Genomic DNA, 16,733 nt, shown 5'->3' with positions numbered 1-16,733 from the left:
TCATGCCCACCCTCGCCATCGTCGGCGCCGGCCCCGGTATGGGCCTGTCCATCGCCAAGCTGTTCGGCGGACACGGCTTCGACGTCGCCCTGATCGCCCGCGGCAAGGACAAACTGGATGAGCTTGTCGCCGAGCTCGCCGGCTCGGGCGTCACCGCGGCGGCCTTCCCCGCCGACATCATGGACCGCCCCGCCCTGGCCGCCGCCCTGGAACAAGCGGCGGCGCACTTCGGCGGTATCGACGTACTGGAGTACTCCCCCGCCCCGCACACCCCGGTCCCGGGCATCACCATGGCCGGCCCGCTGGAGGTGACCGTGGACAACCTCCAGCCGCAGATCGACTACTACCTGTACGGCGCGGTCACCGCCGCCAACCAGGTGCTCCCCGCGATGCTCGAAGCCGGCGCCGGCACCCTCCTGTTCACCACGGGAGGCGGCTCCATCACGCCGAACCCGATGATGGGCAACATCAACGCGGCCGCCGCCGCCCTGCGCAACTGGGTGCTCAACCTCAACGGCGTCCTGGCCGACCGAGGCGTCTACGCCGCGCACGTGGCGATCAGCGTCTGGATCGGCTCGAACGCGCCGGCGGGCTTCCCCACGGCGGAGGCGGACGACATCGCGGCGGTCTACTGGGATCTGTACAGCGGCCGCGACCGGGCCGAGCTGGAGTTCACGGGCTGATATCCGGGGTTGCTCGTGGGTGCTCCTGTCAGGGCGGGGATGCGGCCAGGACGGCGGTCCTGGCCGCATGGCCGGGAAGCAAGGACGAAAGACTCTAACGTCTCCTCCCCGATCCGCTGATGCTGGGAAGCATGCAACTAGACGCGTCCGGCCTGCAGGTGCTCTCTCGCCAGGAGTGCCTCGACCTGCTGGACACGGCGCGGATCGGCCGGATCGTCTTCACCGACCGGGCCCTGCCCGCCGTCCAGCCGGTCAACTTCTGCCTGTACGGCGAGCACATCGTGATCCGCACCTCCGTCGGCTCCAAGCTGGCCGCGGCCACCCAGCGGAGCGTGGTCGCCTTCGAGGCCGACGAGTTCGACCCCGACGCGCGTACCGGCTGGTCCGTGACCGCGGTCGGGCACGCGCGAGCCGTACGCGAGCCCGAGGAGGTGGCCCGCCTCGCACAGCTCCCCCTGGTGCCGTGGGCGCCGGGCAGCCGTGACCACTACATCGTGGTGGCGGCCGAGCAGGTTTCCGGCCGCCGCATCACCGCGGCACCGACCACCTGAGCCGCCAGACCGACCAGCTGAACCACCGCATCACAGCGGGACCGACCAGCTGAGCCGGGTTCCGCCGCCCTCGGGTGAATCGACGGTGAACGTGCCGCCCAGCCGGGTGGCACGTTCCTCCAGGTTGGCCAGCCCGCTGTGCCGGCCATCGGGCTCGATGCCCACCCCGTTGTCGGTGACGACCAGGGTCAGCCGGCCGGCCGCCGCCTCCAGCAGAATGTCGGCCTTGGCCGCCTTGGCGTGCCGTACCAGGTTGGACAGGGCCTCGCGCAGCACGGCCGCCACCTGCTCGGCCACCGATTGGCTGACCAATGTGTCGAGCTGCCCCTCTAGCCGCAGTCCGGGACGGAAGCCCAGGTGCGCGGCGGCCCCGTCGACCAGCTCGGCGACCTGACCGCGCAGCCCGCTCGTCCCCGAGCCCTGCAGGGCGAAGATGCTGGCTCGGATCTGCCGGATCGTCTCGTCCAGCTCGTCGACCGCGTGCTGGACCCTGCTCGTGGCCTCAGGACGCTCGATCAGCCTGACGGCGCCCATCAGCGTCATGGCCACCGCGAACAGCCGCTGGATCACCACGTCGTGCAGGTCCCTGGCGATTCTGTCACGGTCTTCCAGCAGGCTGAGCCGCTCCGCGGCGCGACGCACCTCGGCCAGCTCCACCGCGATGGCCGCCTGGCCCGCGAAGGCCCCCAGCATGTGGCCGTCGGCCTCGCTGAACGGCAGCCGCCCCGAGCGCTTGCTCATGGCGACCACCCCGCGTACCGAAGGCGGCGCGCCCAAGGGCACCAGCAGCCGCATGTCGCCCTCGGTGAGCGACTCGCCGCGGGTGTAGACCTCCCCCGCCAATGTCGTGGCCACCGCGCACGAGGTGCCCAGCAGCTCGTCCGCCCGGTCACCCTCGGCGATCTCCACCACCAGCCGGGTGCCGCCGTCGGCGGGCACCATCAGCTCGACCAGGTCGGCATCCGTCATCTCCTTGGCCTTGCTGGTCAGTGTGACGAGGACGTCGCGCGGATCGGTGCCGGACAGCAGGCTGGTGGTGATCTCCGCGGAGGCCCGTAGCCACTTCTCCCGCCGCCGGGTCTGCTCGTACAGGCGCGCGTTCTCCACCGCCACGCCCGCCGCGGTGGCCAGGGCGATGACGACGGCCTCGTCCTCCTCGTCGAATTCGCCGCCACCGCGCTTCTCCGTCAGGTAGAGGTTGCCGAACACCTCCTCCCGCATCCGGATCGGCACGCCCAGGAAGGTGCCCATGGGCGGATGGCCGGGCGGGAAACCGTAGGATTCCGGGTGATCGGCGATCCGCGCCAGTCGCAGCGGCCGGGCGTCCTTGATCAACAATCCGAGCAGGCCGAGCCCGTGCGGCCAGTGTTCGATCTTGGCGATCTCTTCCTCGGTCAATCCAACGGGTATGAACTCGATCAGCGTGCTCTCATGGCCGATCACCCCCAGTGCGCCGTAACTGGCGTCCACCAGGTTGGTCGCGGTCTCCACGATCCGCCGCAGCACCGTTCCCAGATCGAGATCGCTGCCCACCGACACCACCGCGTCCAGCAGCGCGTGCACGCGGTCGCGCGTGGCGAGCACCGCGTTCAGCCGCACCTGCAGCTCAGCCAGCAGCTCGTCCAGCCGCATGGACGGCATCACCGATCCATCGCTCATACTCGCAGTTTCTGCCCGAACGATCGATCGGTAAAGCTCCCTCGAACAGCCCTGGTGGCCTATGAGACGTGACGGCTAATCGGTGATATAGTACTGGCCATGGTTTTGACGGGAGCTTCCCTGCAGCGGACGAGTCTGCGCGATCAGGCGCTGTCGGTGCTGAGGGAGGCGCTGGTCACGGGCTCCCTGGAGCCGGGCGAGGTGTATTCGGCGGCGTCGCTGGCGACGGAGCTGGGGGTGTCCACGAGTCCGGTACGCGAGGCGATGCTCGCCCTGGTCGATGAGGGCCTGCTGGAGGCGCTGCCCAATCGGGGATTCCGTGTCGTGTCGTTCACCGAGCAGGACTTCACCGAGATCTTCGAGCTGCGCATGATGCTCGAGGTTCCCGGGGTGGGCCGGGCGGCCGAGTTGGGCTTGGGGGATCGTGTGGAGCGGCTGTCGCAGCTCGTCGATGTCATCGAGCGGACGGCCGAGGAGCACGATCTGGCCGGCAACCTTCAGGCCGATCGCGACTTTCACCTCCTCCTGCTGGAGGCGACCGGGAACCGGCGACTGGTCGACTCGGTGGCGTGCCTGCGCGACCAGACCCGCCTGTACAACCTGCGCCGCCTCACCGCGGACGGTGACCTGGCCGGCTCCGCGGCGGAGCACCGTCCGTTGCTGGCGGCGGTCCTGAAGGGCGACCGTGCGCTCGCCGAAGAGCTGATGCGTCGGCATCTGTCGCACATTCCGGGTGACTGGTCGTCGGGCGGCGAGCCGCAGCGCGGGCCCACCACTTGAGGGTAAGAAGACTTCGCGAAGGAGCAGTGGTCGTCCCATGAGCGTTCTGTCGTCGATCAGCGGTCCGGCGGATCTCAACGGGTTAAGCCCCGCGGAGCTGGACCGGCTCGCCGCCGAGATCCGTGAGTTCCTGATCGACGCGGTCTCCCGCACGGGCGGCCATCTGGGGCCGAACCTCGGCGTCGTGGAGCTGACCATCGCCCTGCACCGGGTCTACGACTCCCCCACCGACCGCGTCATCTTCGACGTCGGCCACCAGGCGTACGTGCATAAATTGCTCACAGGGCGGCAGGACTTCTCGCGATTGCGGCAGGAAGGCGGGCTTTCCGGCTACCCGAGCCGGGTCGAGTCCCCGCACGATGTCGTGGAGAACCAGCACGCCTCGACCGCCCTCAGCTGGGCGTACGGGCTGGCCAAGGCCCACCGTCTCACCGGTCTGCGCGACCGCCACGTCGTCGCCGTGATCGGGGACGGCGCCCTGACCGGCGGGATGGCATGGGAGGCGCTGAACAACATCGCCGCCGACCCGTCGCTGCCGCTGGTGATCGTCGTCAACGACAACGAGCGCTCCTATTCACCGACGATCGGCGGCCTGGCCACCCACCTGGCGGCGCTGCGCACCACCGACGGCTACGAACGGTTCCTGCGGCGTACCCGGGACATCCTCGACCGCACCCCGATGATCGGGCGTCCGTTGTTCGACGCTCTGCACGGTGCCAAGAAGGGGCTCAAGGACTTCGTCGCGCCGCAGGGCATGTTCGAAGACCTTGGCCTGAAGTACGTCGGCCCGATCGACGGTCACGACCGGGCGGCGGTGGAGCAGGCGCTGCACCTGGCCAAACAGTTCTCCGGCCCGGTGATCGTGCACTGCATCACGGAGAAGGGGCGGGGCTATCCGCCGGCCGAGCAGTCCGACGAGCGGTTCCACCAGGTCAAGGTGATCGATCCGGACACCGGGGTGCCGCTGCGCGTGGCCGGAGAGGACTGGACCTCGGTGTTCGCCGGGGAGCTGGTGCGGATCGGTGCCGAACGACCTGACGTGGTGGCGATCACGGCGGCGATGCTGCGCTCGACCGGGTTGGAACCCTTCGCCCAGCGCTTCCCCGACAGGGTCCTCGACGTGGGCATCGCCGAGCAACACGCGGCCACCGCCGCGGCGGGACTCGCCACGGGCGGGCTGCATCCGGTCGTCGCCGTGTACGCCACATTCGCCAACCGTTGTTTCGACCAGTTGCTGATGGATGTGGCATTGCACCGGTGCGGGGTGACGTTCGTCCTGGACCGGGCGGGGATCACCGGTGACGACGGCGCCTCTCACAACGGCGTATGGGACCTGGCCGTCCTTCAGGTCGTACCGGGGCTGCGGATCGCGGCACCCCGGGACGGCGAACGCCTGCGGGAACAGTTGCGCGAGGCGCTGGCGGTGGACGACGCGCCCACACTGGTCCGCTATCCGAAGGGAAGCGTCGGTGCCCCGATCCCGGCCGTCGGGCGGATCGGCGGCATGGACGTGCTCCGGGAAGCCACTGCTGATCGCCAGAGCACGGACACCGAACCGGTGGCAGATGTCCTGATCGTGGCCGTCGGCGCGCTGGCTCCGCTGTGCCTGCGGGTCGCCGAGCGCCTGGCCGATCACGGCATCACCGCGACGGTGGTCGACCCGCGCTGGGTCAAGCCGGTCGATGACCTGCTGCCCGGCCTCGCCGCCCGGCACCGCATGGTGCTGACGGTGGAAGACGGGGTACGGGCCGGCGGCGTCGGCTCCGCCGTCGCGCAGGCTCTGCGCGACGCGGGGGTCGACGTGCCGATGCGTGACTTCGGGGTACCGGTGGCGTTCCTCGACCACGCCGGCCGCGATCGCGTGCTCGCCCGCCTCGGCCTGACCGCGGCGGACATCGCCCGCCAGGTCGAGGAGACCTTCCTGCGGCTCACGCGCCAACCCCAGGACGCATCCTCCTCCTGACCCTATGGATAAGGCGGAGGATCATGGGTCGGTCAGGTCGGTGAGCGGGCGGCGGACCCCATGGCTCTCGTCGGCGGCGATGCCGAGCCGCATGAGCATCTGCGGGTAGGCGCCCGCGCACATCCGCTGCCGGAGGAAGTCGCGTAGGTGCGGCTCCTCCAGCGCCTGGGTGTGGAAGGCGGCGCTCACTCCGTGAGCCGAGGCGTGCAGCAGCACGTGTTGCAGCGCCTGCCCGGCCGCCAGCCAGGCCTCGCGGGTGTCCTCACGGGTGGTCAGCAGTGCCACCACCCCGGTGGCGCGTGACATGCTCTGGTCGGTGTCGGTCCCCCAGGGGTGCTGGTGGGCGAAGTCGCGCTGGGCGAATTCACCGCTCGGCTGTTCGGGGTACGCGCCGGTCGGCTGCTCAAGGTCGGCGTCAGCCGGCCGCTTGGGGTAGGAGTCGGCGGGCACGCCGTCACCTCGGGTGCTTCCCGGTGGGCGCGCCCACCGCATGACCTCGAGGGTGAAGGGCCAGTCCTGCGACTGGACGGCCTGGGCCGCCTCGGTCAGCGCGGCCAGGGCCCGTACGGCGGCGGGCGCCCCGACGGGCGTGAAGGTCGCGCCCTCGGTGGCGGCCTCGCGCTGCCACTGTGCCACGAGCCGCTCGGGCACGGGCGTCTCGGTGAATCCCGCCCGGTGCGTACGCCGCACCTCGATCTGCCCGGCCAGCATGCTGGTGTGCTCGTCCGGCTCGACGGCCTCGCCCAGCCGTACCGTCGCCAGCAGCGAGGGCCGGTCGGGATCGGGCAGGATCCGCACGATCGGCTCGCGGCCGGCCTGGCGCAGCGCAGTACGCAGGTTGAACACGGCCGCCCCGCAGCTGATCAGCATTTCCCTGCCGCCAGGGTCTTCCAGGGCCAGTTTGCGATCGGTGCTCGCGCGGACGGCGATCTCCTGGCCCGTGACGGCGAAGGTCCAGGGCTGGGTGTTGTGCACCGACGGCGCCCAGCGCGCCGCCTCGAGCGCGATGTCGATGGTCATGTCGTTCTCCCAGGTCAGGCCGCGGATCGCCATAGCCCCACGATCCGCCCGTGTGCCTGCCACCGGCAGAGGCCAAAGTCCCATCGATCACGGCCATACGGCACTCTTCGGGTCCGCCTCGGTCAGGGCCGCCAGGGCGTACGGGCGCCGGCCGGCGCCATTCGCACAACTCCTTCATCCATCAGCGCTTCGATCGTCATGTCATGGCAAGCGCAGGTCCGCCGCGGCGTCCGGCACGAAGGTCTCCGGCCTGCGCGGCGGGCGCCGGTAGCCGGTGGCGGGCGGGCGGTGCGGGATCTTCAGCTCCGCCCGCCGCACCTCCTCATAGGGGATCGTGGACAGCAGGTGCGCGATCATGTTGATCCTGGCCCGCCGCTTGTCCTCGCTCTCCACCTCGTACCACGGCGCCTCTGGGATGTCGGTGTGCACCAGCATCTCGTCCTTGGCCCTGGAGTAGTCCTCCCAGCGATTGATCGACTCCAGGTCCATCGGTGACAGCTTCCACTGCCGCATCGGATCCTTCAGCCGGGCGTGGAAGCGCCGCTCCTGCTCCTCGTCGCTCACCGAGAACCAGTACTTGCGCAGCAGGATCCCGTCCTCCACCAGCAACCGTTCAAAAATCGGACACTGGTGCAGGAATCGCGTGTATTCCTCCTGGGTGCAGAATCCCATCACCCGTTCGACACCCGCGCGGTTGTACCAGCTGCGGTCGAACAGCACGATCTCCCCGGCGGCGGGCAGATGCTCGATGTAGCGCTGGAAGTACCATTGCGACCGCTCACGCTCGGTCGGTGCCGGGAGCGCCGCGATGCGCGCCACGCGCGGGTTGAGGTATTCGGAGACCCGCTTGATCGTGCTCCCCTTGCCCGCCGCGTCCCTCCCCTCGAAGATCACGACCACTCGCCGGCCTCGCACGCGCACCCACTCCTGCAGCTTCACCAGCTCTCCTTGCAGGCGGAAGAGCTCCTTCTCGTACACCTTGCGCGGCAGTCTCTTCGTCATCGGGCTTCCTCGGCGAACGGTCCGAACGGCACCGGTAGCGCGGCGGAGCGCCGCCTGGCCGTGGCACGCACCGCGGTCAAAGTCAGCACCAGCGTCAGCACCGACACTCCGGCCAGCAGGGCCAGGCCCACCCCGTAGGAGCCGAACAGACCGTAGACGAACCCCATCTCCACCGGCGGCACGAACCCGCCCAGCCCACCGGCGGCGCCGACCAGGCCCGTGACCGAGCCGACCTTGTCGACCGGGGCCGCCACCGCGACCAGGGCGAAGGTGGCCCCGCTGCCGGCGCCGAGCGCCGCGGCCATGGTCAGGAACGCGACCGTGCCCAGCGGCATCAGCGGTGGGGTGAACGCCAGGACCGTGGCGCAGAGCGCGACGACGGCGAACACTGCGGCCAGGATCACGAACCCGCCCACCGGCAGCGCCTGCTGGGCCGCCGACAGTCCCAGCAGTTCCTTGAAGCGCGGGCCCAGTGGGCTGAGCAGCGCCCACGCCCAGAAGTTCACCGCGAATCCCACGGTCGCCACCGCCGGCATCAGCGCCGGCCGACGGGTACCGGCGCGTGGGACTGCTCGGTCGATCCTGTCGGTGCCCATCTAACCCGTTCCTGTCGTATTCACCGGCTGCCACCTGCTGTTTTTGCCCTCTGTTTTTGCCCTGCCTCATCCCCTCGCATCCCACAGCGGCAGCTCCATGCCTCCTAGGGGCGAAAGTCCTGCCTATTGAGTGCTTTGGTCTTCACTCGCTTTTGGGACTTTGGCCTCTATTCCGCGGTTGACCTGGCCGGTTAGCGTCGGAGCATGATTCGGGTGTTCCTCGTTGACGATCACGAAGTGGTACGGCGCGGCGTGGCCGCCCTGCTGGATGCCGAGGACGACATAGAGGTGATCGGCGAGGCCGGGACCGCGGAGTCGGCGATCGCCCGCATTCCGGCGCTCAAGCCGGACGTGGCGGTGCTGGACGTCCGGCTGCCCGACGGTAACGGCGTGGACGTGTGCCGCGAGGTCCGGTCCGGGCTGCCGCGGCTGGCGTGCCTGATGCTGACCTCCTACGCCGACGACGACGCGTTGTTCGAGGCGGTGATGGCGGGCGCGGCCGGGTACGTGCTCAAGCAGATCCACGGCTCCGACCTGGTCGGCGCGGTGCGTACGGTCGCCTCGGGGCAGTCGCTGCTCGATCCGCAGACCACCGCGGCGATGCTGCAGCGGCTGCGGGAGCAGGCCGCCAGGAGGGACCCGCTGGCGGCGCTGTCGGAGCAGGAGCGCAACATCCTCGACCTGATCGGCGAGGGGCTGACCAACCGGCAGATCGGCGAGCGGATGTTCCTGGCCGAGAAGACGGTCAAGAACTACGTGTCCAATCTGCTGTCCAAGCTCGACATGCAGCGCCGTACGCAGGCGGCGGCACTCTCGGCACGACTGCGGATGGATCGGCGAGGCTGACGGCCCGAGACCTCGGATGGTCTGTCACGTCGTGATCCGCGGAGCGCCCACCACGGCCACCGGACAGCGAGCCCGGTGCAGGACACCGTGGCTGACCGACCCGAGCGCCGCCGCGGCGAAGCCGCCCAGTCCGCGCGATCCGACCACCAAGCCGCTCGATCACCGCGCCCGTGACCAGAGCCGTCGAGACCTCCAGCTCCGGGATGAGTCTCCGTACCTGGTCGGCGGCCGTGTCGAGCACGTACGTGCACCGCTCGGTCAGCGTCTGCCGGTCACCGGCCGCGGTGGGCGGATGCTCGGCCGCCCAGGGTTCGCGCACGAGCACGATCCGCAGGGGAAGTCCCCTGCGGGAGGCGTCGTCGGCGGCCCAGCCGAGCGCCGATCCGGCCGATGGCGAGCCGTCCACGCCGACCACGATCGTTCCGCTCATCGTCGTCCTCCGTGGTCGGCGAGTCGCCGTTCATGGCCTCTCCGGGTGCGGCCGTACGACCGCGACCGGGCACGTGGCGTGGTGCAGCACGGCGCGGCTGACCGAGCCCAGCACCGCCGAGGCGAAGCCGCCCAGCCCACGCGACCCGACGACGACCAGGTCGGCCGTGGTCGAGGCCTTGATCAGGGCGCCGGCCGGGTGCTCGCACAGTTGCTCGTCGGTGATCTCGATGTCGGGGTACTTCTCGCGCCAGGGGTTCACCCGTTCGCCGGCCGTACGGACCTCGTGCTGGAAGGCGTTCTCCAGCAGGCTGTCGTAGGCGGCCGCGTACGGGGAGAACAGCGGCAGTTGCCAGGCGTACAGGAGGTGCAGCCGCGCGTGGCGGACGCGGGCCTGCTCGATGGCGTATTGCATGGCGAATTCGGAGTCCTCGGACCCGTCATAGCCGACGACGATCCGGCCGTGCTCTTCCTGGCCGGGCCCGCGGACGATCACCACCGGGCCCCAGGCGTGGCCCGCGACGGCGGTGCCGACCGAGCCGAGCAGCATGCCGCTGAAACCGCCGAGCCCTCTGCTGCCCAGCACCAGGCTGTCAGCCGCGGCCGACTCGCCGATCAGCTCGTCGACCAGGTTCCCGGTGTGCAGTTCCGTCGTCACCTCCACGCCCTCCGCCAGCTCACGCGCCTGGTCGGCGGCGGCATCCAGCGTGCCCGCGCAGTACTCCGCGCTGAACGCGGCGAGCCCGTACGGCCACTGCTCGCAGACATGCACGATCCGCAGGGCCAGTCCCCTGCGCCGCGCGTCGGCGGCGGCCCACCGCACCGCCGCTGTCGCCGGCTCGGACCCGTCCACGCCGACCACGATCCGTCTGGTCATCACGCATTCCCCTTCCTGAACGGTCCCCTTCCCGCACTGGAACCTCAGCTCCAGCCTGGCGAAACAGGCGGCCGACCACAGGGGGCCGAAGTCCCGAATACGAGTGCCATTGGTCCCGCGATGGAGCAATCCGCGGAATCCGCGCCTTGACAGGGTCACGTCCCAACGTAGATCGTTTCGCGGGAAGAAGACTCATTCCTCGCAGGGCCGACCGTGGAAGAGCGCCATGAAGATGATCATCGGTGGGTTCGTACTGGCGGCGGTGGCGGGCGCCCTGTGGGCGCGAAGGCGCTACGTGGTGGTCACGGTCGAGGGGACGAGCATGGCCCCGACGCTCTCCGACGGAGATCTGGTTCTGGTACGCAGGCGCCGGATCGACCAGGTCGCCACGGGCGACGTAGTCGTGCTCGAACCGCCGCTCACCGCCGCGGGGCTCGGACCGCCGGGACGGGACGGCCGGCACTGGAACATCAAGCGCGCCGTCGCGTTACCCGGCGACCCCGTTCCGCCGGGGATCGGGGACGGCGTGGCCCGGGTGCCCGCCGGCGCGCTGGTCGTCCTGGGTGACAACATCGACAGCGTCGACTCCCGGCAGCGCGGGTTCTTCGACGCCGACCGCCTGCTCGGTGTCGCGCTGCGCCGGTTGGGCGGGTCACCGCTGTAAAGCGGGTACATCGTGCGGTTTCGACTTCTCGGGCCGATGCGGATCCAGGTCAACGGATCGCCGGTCAGGATCACGGCGCCCAAGCAACGTACCGTTCTCGCCATGCTGCTGGCCCGGGCGGGTCACGTCGTACCGATCAGGTCGTTGGTGGCGGAGGTGTGGGACGAGCGGCCGCCCCGCTCCGCGGTGGCGAACCTGCGTACGTACCTCATGCAGCTGCGCAAGCTGCTGCCGGATGAGGAGCGGCTGGTCACCTCCGACGTCGGCTACCTGCTGCGGGCCGGACCGGAGGAGCTCGACCTCCTGGAGTTCGAGGCGCTGTCCGCGCGCGGCCGCCAGGCGCTGGCCAAGCGCGACACGAGCGCCGCCGAGGAGGCCTTCACCCAGGCCCTGGCCCTGTGGGAGGGGACGGCGGCGGAGGACGTGCCGCTCGGGCCCACGCTGCGCGAGGTGGTCGCCCGTCTCACCAACCACTACCTGGGCGTGGTGGAGGAACACGCCGACATCCAGCTCGCCCTCGGCAGGAACGAGCTCGCGGCCGCGCGGTTGCGCGAGGTGATCCGCCAGTATCCGCTGCGCGAGCGGCTGCACGGTCAGCTCATGACGGCCCTCTACCGCTGCGGCGACGTGGTCGGCGCGCTGGACGCGTTCGGGGCCGCCCGCCGGGTGCTGGCCGACGAGCTGGGCATCGATCCAGGCCCGGACCTGCGTCTGCTGCAGCAGGCGATCCTGCGCAGGGACACCGCCCTGCTGGCGGCCGACCGTGACACCGTGGCCGTGCCCGTCGACGACGGGCGTCCGCGCCCACGTCTGCTTCCCCGGGCGCCGCTGGTGTTCGTGGGCCGCTCGGCCGAGCGGGCTCACCTGCACAGCATCCTGTACGGGGAGCCGGGCGCGGCCGTGATCGGTTCCGGCGCGGGTCCGCCCGTGGAGACGCCGCACGGGCGCGACGCGGCGAGTCCGCCTGTGGCGGCGTTGCACGGTCCCGGTGGGGCGGGTAAGTCGGCGCTCGCCCTCACGGTGGCGCACGGCGTGGCCGACCGCTATCCCGACGGCCAGCTCTACGTGGATCTCCAGGGATCCACGCCGGGCCTGCCACCGTTGCGGCCGGCCGAGGTGCTCGGCCGTTTCCTGCGCGCGCTCGGAGTGCCGCCCGGCGACGTCCCGGCGGCACCGGCGGAGGCGGCCACTCACTACCAGTCGTTGCTGGCCGACCGCCGCGTCCTGGTCGTCCTCGACAACGCCGTCGGCGCCGCCCAGGTGGCGCCGTTGCTACCGGCGGGCGGCGGCTGCGCGGCGCTGGTCACCAGCCGCGCCGCGCTGACCACCATGGACGCCGTGCCCATCGCCGTCGGCATGCTCGACGAGGTGGAGTCGGTGCGCCTGCTGACGCTGCTGGCCGGTCCCGAGCGGGTGAGCGCCGAGGCGGAGGCGGCCGCGGAGATCGCCCGCTGGTGCGGCTTCCATCCGCTGGCCCTGCGCATCGCCGGTGCCCGGCTGGCGGGCCGGCCCGACTGGTCGCTGGCCCGCTTCGGCGAGCGGCTGGGCGACCAGCAACGGCGGCTGGACGAGCTCCAGGCCGCCGACCTGCGGGTGCGAACCTGCTTCGAGGTCGGGTACGGAACGCTGGCCAGTACCGCGAAGGCGGTCTTCCGGGCGTTCGGCGTGCTGGAAGTGCCCGAGGCCGGCGTCGAGCTCACCGCCGCGCTGGCCGACATCGACCAGACGACGGCGGAGGCCGCGCTCGACGAGCTGACCGAGGCCCGGCTGCTCGAGCCGGTCGGCGACGGCCGGTTCCGCATGCACGACCTGCTGCGGCTGTTCGCCGCGGAGCTGGCCGCCGCCCATGACGCGCCGCGGGAGCGTACGCGGGCGCTCGGACGGGCCCTGGGGTGGTACCTCGATCGCCTCCGACGGCTGCAGGCCCTGCTGCAACCGCACTTGATGCATGCCGGCGGGGGCGAGCACGCCTCCGATGTGGGCCTGCCGGATCTCGCCGCGGCCGTACGGTGGCTGGAGACGGACCTGCCGTGCCTGGTGGCGGCGGCCGTACAGGCGGCGAAAGGTGAGCAGGGCGGCTTCGTCATCGAGCTGATGGCCCTGATCAAGTCCATCGCGATGAAGAGCGGCTACTGGCGGGAGGTCGAGACCATCGCGCGGCTCGCCATCGAGGTCGCGCGGCGCGACGGCGACCGCGTCGCGGAGGCGGCCACGCTGGCGACGCTGGGACTGCTGGAGTGGAAGTCCGGCCGTCCCGAGGCGGCCCGCGCCCTCCTGCAACGGGCGCTCGACCTCTGGCGGGCCGTGGGCGAACGCGGTGAGGAAGGGCTGGCGCTGCACAATCTCGGCTGGCTGTGCATGCAGACCGGGGATCTCGACGCGGCCCTCGACCACATCGGCGCGGGCCTGCTGCTGCTGAAGACGTACCAGCCGAACCGGGTCGGACTGGTCTCGCACAACCTGGGCGAGGTGCTGCTCCGGCTGGGCCGCCACAGCGAGGCGGTGGACCGCTTCGAACGGTGCCTGGCCATCCGGCGGGCCGATCGCGACCTGTACGGCGAGAGCATCACCCTGGCCGCGCTCGGCCGCGCCCACTGCCTGCTCGACCAGCGGGACAAGGCACTGGCGGTACTGGCGGAGGCACTGGTCCGCTGCGAGGCGACCGGCAACCGGGAGGACCAGTGGGAGGTGCTGCTCAGCAGGTCCGAGATCCATCTTCGGCAGGGCGATCCGGCCGCGGCGGTGGCCGACCTGGCCCACGTCCTGGAGCTGACCACCAAGATCGGCGATGCGTACGGCCAGGCCGCCTGCCTCCGGCAGCTCGCCAGAGCACGCGCGGCCCTCGGCGACCCGGGTGCCGTGGCGGACGCCGGCAAGGCCGCGGGGCTGTTCGCCGATCCCGCGACGCGCTGCGATCCGGTGCTGGAAAGGCTGCTCACCGCCCGGCTGTAGCGCGGCTGTATGGGGTGCTGTATGCCGCCCGAATAGGTTTCGGTTAACCGCATCGCTACGAAAGGAACGAGTCCATGACTGCTGTTCTTGGCCGGCTCGGCGACCGGATTCTCGGCAAGTTGGTGCCCAAGGCGTCCGCGAAAGCGGCCGCCGAGTGGTACGTCCACTGCTACTGCCGGGAGCGCTCCGACTTCCGCAAGATCTGCACCACCGCCGGCGGCACGACCCGATGCGGCGCCTGCTACGCGTTCAGAGTCTGCGGTGGCTAGGTAGTACACGCAGGTCTGGCGGCGGCGGCCACCCGCCGCCAGACCCCGGCTCGCTTGAAGTGAGGTTGTTTCCTGATGGCTTTCCTGGTTGCCGCTGTCGTGTTCCTCGCCCTCCTGTGTCTGTTCAACCTGGTGCTCAACCTGGGGGTGCTCCGCCGGCTCCGCGAGCACACCGCTGAGCTGGAACGCCTGGCCGGGCACGCGATGCTCATGCCGTACGATCCCGGCGTCCTGGTCGGTCGCACGCTGCCCGAGGCGGCGGCGGGCGCGCGGCTGGTCGGCTTCTTCGACGTCGGCTGTAGCACGTGTCACGAGCGCGCACCGCAGTTCGCCGAGGAGGCGGGCAAGCAGCCCGCCCTGGCGGTCATCACCGGCGATGGCGCGAAAGTGGCCGATCTCGTCACCGTGGTCGGCGGCGTGTCGAGCGTGATCACAGGCGATGAGGCCGGCAGTCTCGCGCACGCCCTCGGCGTGGAGGCCTTCCCCACCTTCCTCCGGGCCGACCAGGAGGGCAAAGTACTGGCCGCGGACACGGAACTCACCGCCATGGCGACCATCGGATGATGCCGGACCGGCTGCGGCGGGCCGCCACCCTGGGGTTGCTGTGCTGGCGGGCGGGACCTGTGCTGGCGGTGTCCCAGCTGGTGGTCACCGTCGTGGCCGGGCTGCTGCCCACGGGCGCCTTGTGGGCGACGAAGCTGCTCATCGACGGGCTGGCGACGGGCCTCGCGGAACGGGCGCTGGGGCCGGTCGCCGGGCTCGTCGCGCTGGGATTGGCCTCCGGGGTGCTGCCGCACGTCACGGGGTATCTGCGGGGCGAGTCGGACCGCCGGCTCGACCTGTTGCTGCAGGACCGCCTGTACACGAGGGTGAACGAGTTCCAAGGGCTGTCACGCTTCGAGGACCCGGTCTTCCTCGACGAGTTGCGGATGGCCACGCAGGCCACGGGCGGCGCGATGGGGCCGATCACCTCGGGCCTGTTCGACCTCTGCCGCAACGTCATCGCCCTGGCCGGGCTCCTCGGCGCTCTGGCCGTGCTGAGCCCGCTGATGGCCGGGCTGGTGGCGGTCGCGGCGCTGCCCACCCTCGCCGCCAGGATGTCCCTGGAGAAGCGGCGGGCCAAGATGCTCGCCGGGCAGTCGGCGGCGGCCCGGCGGCAGATCTTCTACTCCTCCTTGCTCACCGACGTGGAGGCCGCCAAGGAGGTACGGCTCTTCGGGCTCGGCGACTTCCTCAGGCGCCGGGTCATCGGCGAGCTCACCACGATGCAGACGGCCGAGCGGCGCCTCGACCGGCGCGAAGCGCTCACGCAGTCGTCACTGGCGGCTGTGTCCGCCCTGGTCAGCGGCATCGGCTTGATCTGGGCGGTGTACTCGGCCCTGTCCGGGCGGCTGACCCTGGGCGACGTCACGGCCTTCGCCGGCGCGGTGGCCGGCACCCAGGCCGCCCTCATCGCGACCGTGGAGAACGCGGCCAACGCCGGCCACTCACTGCTCCTGTTCGACCACCACGAGCGGGTGATGTCACTCTCCGACGACCTCCCACCGCCGCACCGCCCGGCCGCGCTGCCCACTCTGCGGCGCGGCATCGAACTGCGTGACGTGTGGTTCCGGTACGCCGAGGGCCACCCCTGGGTGCTGCGCGGCGTCGACCTAACCATCCCCCACGGCGCGTCGGTCGCGTTGATCGGACTCAACGGAGCCGGCAAGAGCACGCTGATCAAACTGCTGTGCCGCTTCTACGATCCCTCCCGCGGGGCGATCTTCTGGGATGGCGTGGACATTCGCGACGTACCGCCGGCCGACCTCCGCGCCCGGATGGGCGTGCTCTTCCAGGACTACATGAGCTACGACCTCACCGCGGCGGAGAACATCGGCGTCGGCGAGATCGAGGCGATGTCCGACCGGAGCAGGATCCAGGCCGCCGCCGAGATGTCCGGAGCCGACCAGACCGTACGGGCCCTGCCCCACGGGTACGACACGATGCTGAGCCGGATCTTCTTCGGACCGGAGGACGAGGCCGGAGTGGTGCTGTCCGGAGGCCAGTGGCAACGGCTGGCCCTGGCCCGCGCACTCGTCCGCGAACAGCGCGACCTGCTCATCCTCGACGAACCCAGCTCGGGACTCGACGCGGAGGCCGAATACGAGGTGCACCGGCGGCTGCGTGAGCACCGGGCGGGCCGCACCAGCCTGCTCGTCTCACACCGGCTCGGCGCCGTGCGGGACGCCGACCTCATCGTGGTGCTCGGCGACGGGCGGATCGTCGAGCGGGGCACCCACGACGACCTCATGGCCGCGGACAGCGGCTACGCCCGGCTGTTCGAGACCCAGGCCAGCGGCTACCGCGTCGAGGCGTAGCGGGCTACGGAGGCCGATGAGTGGCCGGAACCGGACAACACTCGGTGACGACCTGGCTGGAATGCCCGGTGAATGCCCTGCTGGC

At 70.8% G+C, this 16,733-nt stretch carries 16 protein-coding genes and 1 pseudogene; 10 read left to right on the top strand and 7 right to left on the bottom strand.

Annotation, left to right across the window (positions count from 1 at the left end; translation table 11 throughout):
- Nucleotides 1-2 precede the first annotated feature (2 nt).
- Together AB0C30_RS55895 and AB0C30_RS55890 are read left to right on the top strand one after the other, a co-directional pair.
- Nucleotides 3-683: an SDR family NAD(P)-dependent oxidoreductase gene (locus AB0C30_RS55895; protein WP_357960594.1), complete on the top strand. Its 681-nt coding sequence runs from the start codon at nucleotides 3-5 to the stop codon at nucleotides 681-683.
- Between the two features lie 131 nt (nucleotides 684-814).
- Entirely contained in the window at nucleotides 815-1,234 is a 420-nt protein-coding gene (locus tag AB0C30_RS55890; protein WP_357960593.1) for a pyridoxamine 5'-phosphate oxidase family protein, read from the top strand.
- Nucleotides 1,235-1,264: 30 nt separating this feature from the next.
- Here AB0C30_RS55890 and AB0C30_RS55885 read toward each other — a convergent pair whose 3' ends face one another.
- On the bottom strand, nucleotides 1,265-2,893 hold the full coding sequence (locus AB0C30_RS55885; protein WP_357960590.1) for a GAF domain-containing protein: 1,629 nt from the start codon (nucleotides 2,891-2,893) through the stop codon (nucleotides 1,265-1,267).
- A gap of 99 nt (nucleotides 2,894-2,992) precedes the next feature.
- Between AB0C30_RS55885 and AB0C30_RS55880 the strand changes: the two genes are divergently transcribed.
- A complete protein-coding gene (locus AB0C30_RS55880; RefSeq protein ID WP_357960587.1) occupies nucleotides 2,993-3,673 on the top strand; it encodes a GntR family transcriptional regulator in 681 nt (226 codons plus the stop codon).
- Nucleotides 3,674-3,710: 37 nt separating this feature from the next.
- Nucleotides 3,711-5,636 carry a 1-deoxy-D-xylulose-5-phosphate synthase gene (dxs, locus tag AB0C30_RS55875; protein ID WP_357960584.1) on the top strand — a complete coding sequence of 642 codons (1,926 nt, stop codon included), beginning with the start codon at nucleotides 3,711-3,713 and terminating at the stop codon, nucleotides 5,634-5,636.
- A gap of 21 nt (nucleotides 5,637-5,657) precedes the next feature.
- Here dxs and AB0C30_RS55870 read toward each other — a convergent pair whose 3' ends face one another.
- The 3 genes from AB0C30_RS55870 to AB0C30_RS55860 form a co-directional block, all read right to left on the bottom strand.
- A complete protein-coding gene (locus AB0C30_RS55870) occupies nucleotides 5,658-6,689 on the bottom strand; it encodes a hypothetical protein (protein ID WP_357960581.1) in 1,032 nt (343 codons plus the stop codon).
- 168 nt (nucleotides 6,690-6,857) lie between these two features.
- The gene (gene ppk2, locus AB0C30_RS55865) at nucleotides 6,858-7,658 is read right to left on the bottom strand and encodes a polyphosphate kinase 2 (protein ID WP_357960578.1); all 801 of its coding nucleotides are present in this window, start codon (nucleotides 7,656-7,658) and stop codon (nucleotides 6,858-6,860) included.
- Complete coding sequence (locus AB0C30_RS55860) at nucleotides 7,655-8,254, bottom strand: hypothetical protein (RefSeq protein WP_357960575.1); 600 nt, start codon at nucleotides 8,252-8,254, stop codon at nucleotides 7,655-7,657. The genes ppk2 and AB0C30_RS55860 overlap by 4 nt, the downstream gene beginning before the upstream one ends.
- Before the next feature lie 204 nt (nucleotides 8,255-8,458).
- Here AB0C30_RS55860 and AB0C30_RS55855 point away from each other — a divergent pair, with 204 nt between their 5' ends.
- On the top strand, nucleotides 8,459-9,100 hold the full coding sequence (locus AB0C30_RS55855) for a response regulator transcription factor (RefSeq protein ID WP_357960573.1): 642 nt from the start codon (nucleotides 8,459-8,461) through the stop codon (nucleotides 9,098-9,100).
- 24 nt (nucleotides 9,101-9,124) lie between these two features.
- On the opposite strand, the gene AB0C30_RS55850 is transcribed toward AB0C30_RS55855, so the two are convergent.
- The 3 genes and pseudogenes from AB0C30_RS55850 to AB0C30_RS55840 all read right to left on the bottom strand — a co-directional run bounded on the left by AB0C30_RS55850 (nucleotide 9,125) and on the right by AB0C30_RS55840 (nucleotide 10,406).
- Nucleotides 9,125-9,247, bottom strand: a complete 123-nt coding sequence (locus tag AB0C30_RS55850) for a universal stress protein (RefSeq protein WP_357960570.1) — start codon at nucleotides 9,245-9,247, stop codon at nucleotides 9,125-9,127.
- Nucleotides 9,248-9,332: 85 nt separating this feature from the next.
- A pseudogene (locus AB0C30_RS55845) lies at nucleotides 9,333-9,530 on the bottom strand (universal stress protein); the annotation flags it as partial.
- A 30-nt stretch (nucleotides 9,531-9,560) separates the two neighbouring features.
- Nucleotides 9,561-10,406, bottom strand: a complete 846-nt coding sequence (locus tag AB0C30_RS55840; RefSeq protein ID WP_357960567.1) for a universal stress protein — start codon at nucleotides 10,404-10,406, stop codon at nucleotides 9,561-9,563.
- A gap of 226 nt (nucleotides 10,407-10,632) precedes the next feature.
- Between AB0C30_RS55840 and AB0C30_RS55835 the strand changes: the two genes are divergently transcribed.
- The 5 genes from AB0C30_RS55835 to AB0C30_RS55815 all read left to right on the top strand — a co-directional run bounded on the left by AB0C30_RS55835 (nucleotide 10,633) and on the right by AB0C30_RS55815 (nucleotide 16,648).
- On the top strand, nucleotides 10,633-11,070 hold the full coding sequence (locus AB0C30_RS55835) for a S26 family signal peptidase (RefSeq protein ID WP_357960564.1): 438 nt from the start codon (nucleotides 10,633-10,635) through the stop codon (nucleotides 11,068-11,070).
- A gap of 12 nt (nucleotides 11,071-11,082) precedes the next feature.
- Complete coding sequence (locus tag AB0C30_RS55830; protein WP_357960562.1) at nucleotides 11,083-14,022, top strand: BTAD domain-containing putative transcriptional regulator; 2,940 nt, start codon at nucleotides 11,083-11,085, stop codon at nucleotides 14,020-14,022.
- A 74-nt stretch (nucleotides 14,023-14,096) separates the two neighbouring features.
- On the top strand, nucleotides 14,097-14,291 hold the full coding sequence (locus tag AB0C30_RS55825; protein WP_357960560.1) for a hypothetical protein: 195 nt from the start codon (nucleotides 14,097-14,099) through the stop codon (nucleotides 14,289-14,291).
- A gap of 75 nt (nucleotides 14,292-14,366) precedes the next feature.
- Complete coding sequence (locus AB0C30_RS55820) at nucleotides 14,367-14,855, top strand: hypothetical protein (protein ID WP_357960558.1); 489 nt, start codon at nucleotides 14,367-14,369, stop codon at nucleotides 14,853-14,855.
- Nucleotides 14,852-16,648, top strand: a complete 1,797-nt coding sequence (locus AB0C30_RS55815; RefSeq protein ID WP_357960555.1) for an ABC transporter ATP-binding protein — start codon at nucleotides 14,852-14,854, stop codon at nucleotides 16,646-16,648. Before AB0C30_RS55820 ends, AB0C30_RS55815 begins: the two co-directional genes overlap by 4 nt.
- The last annotated feature ends 85 nt before the right edge of the window (nucleotides 16,649-16,733 follow it).

This window comes from Nonomuraea sp. NPDC048901 (genome assembly GCF_040649695.1).
Classification (GTDB): Bacteria; Actinomycetota; Actinomycetes; order Streptosporangiales; family Streptosporangiaceae; genus Nonomuraea.
The sequence above is the reverse complement of the archived record's forward strand: the minus strand, read 5'-3'. Positions and strand labels throughout refer to the sequence as shown.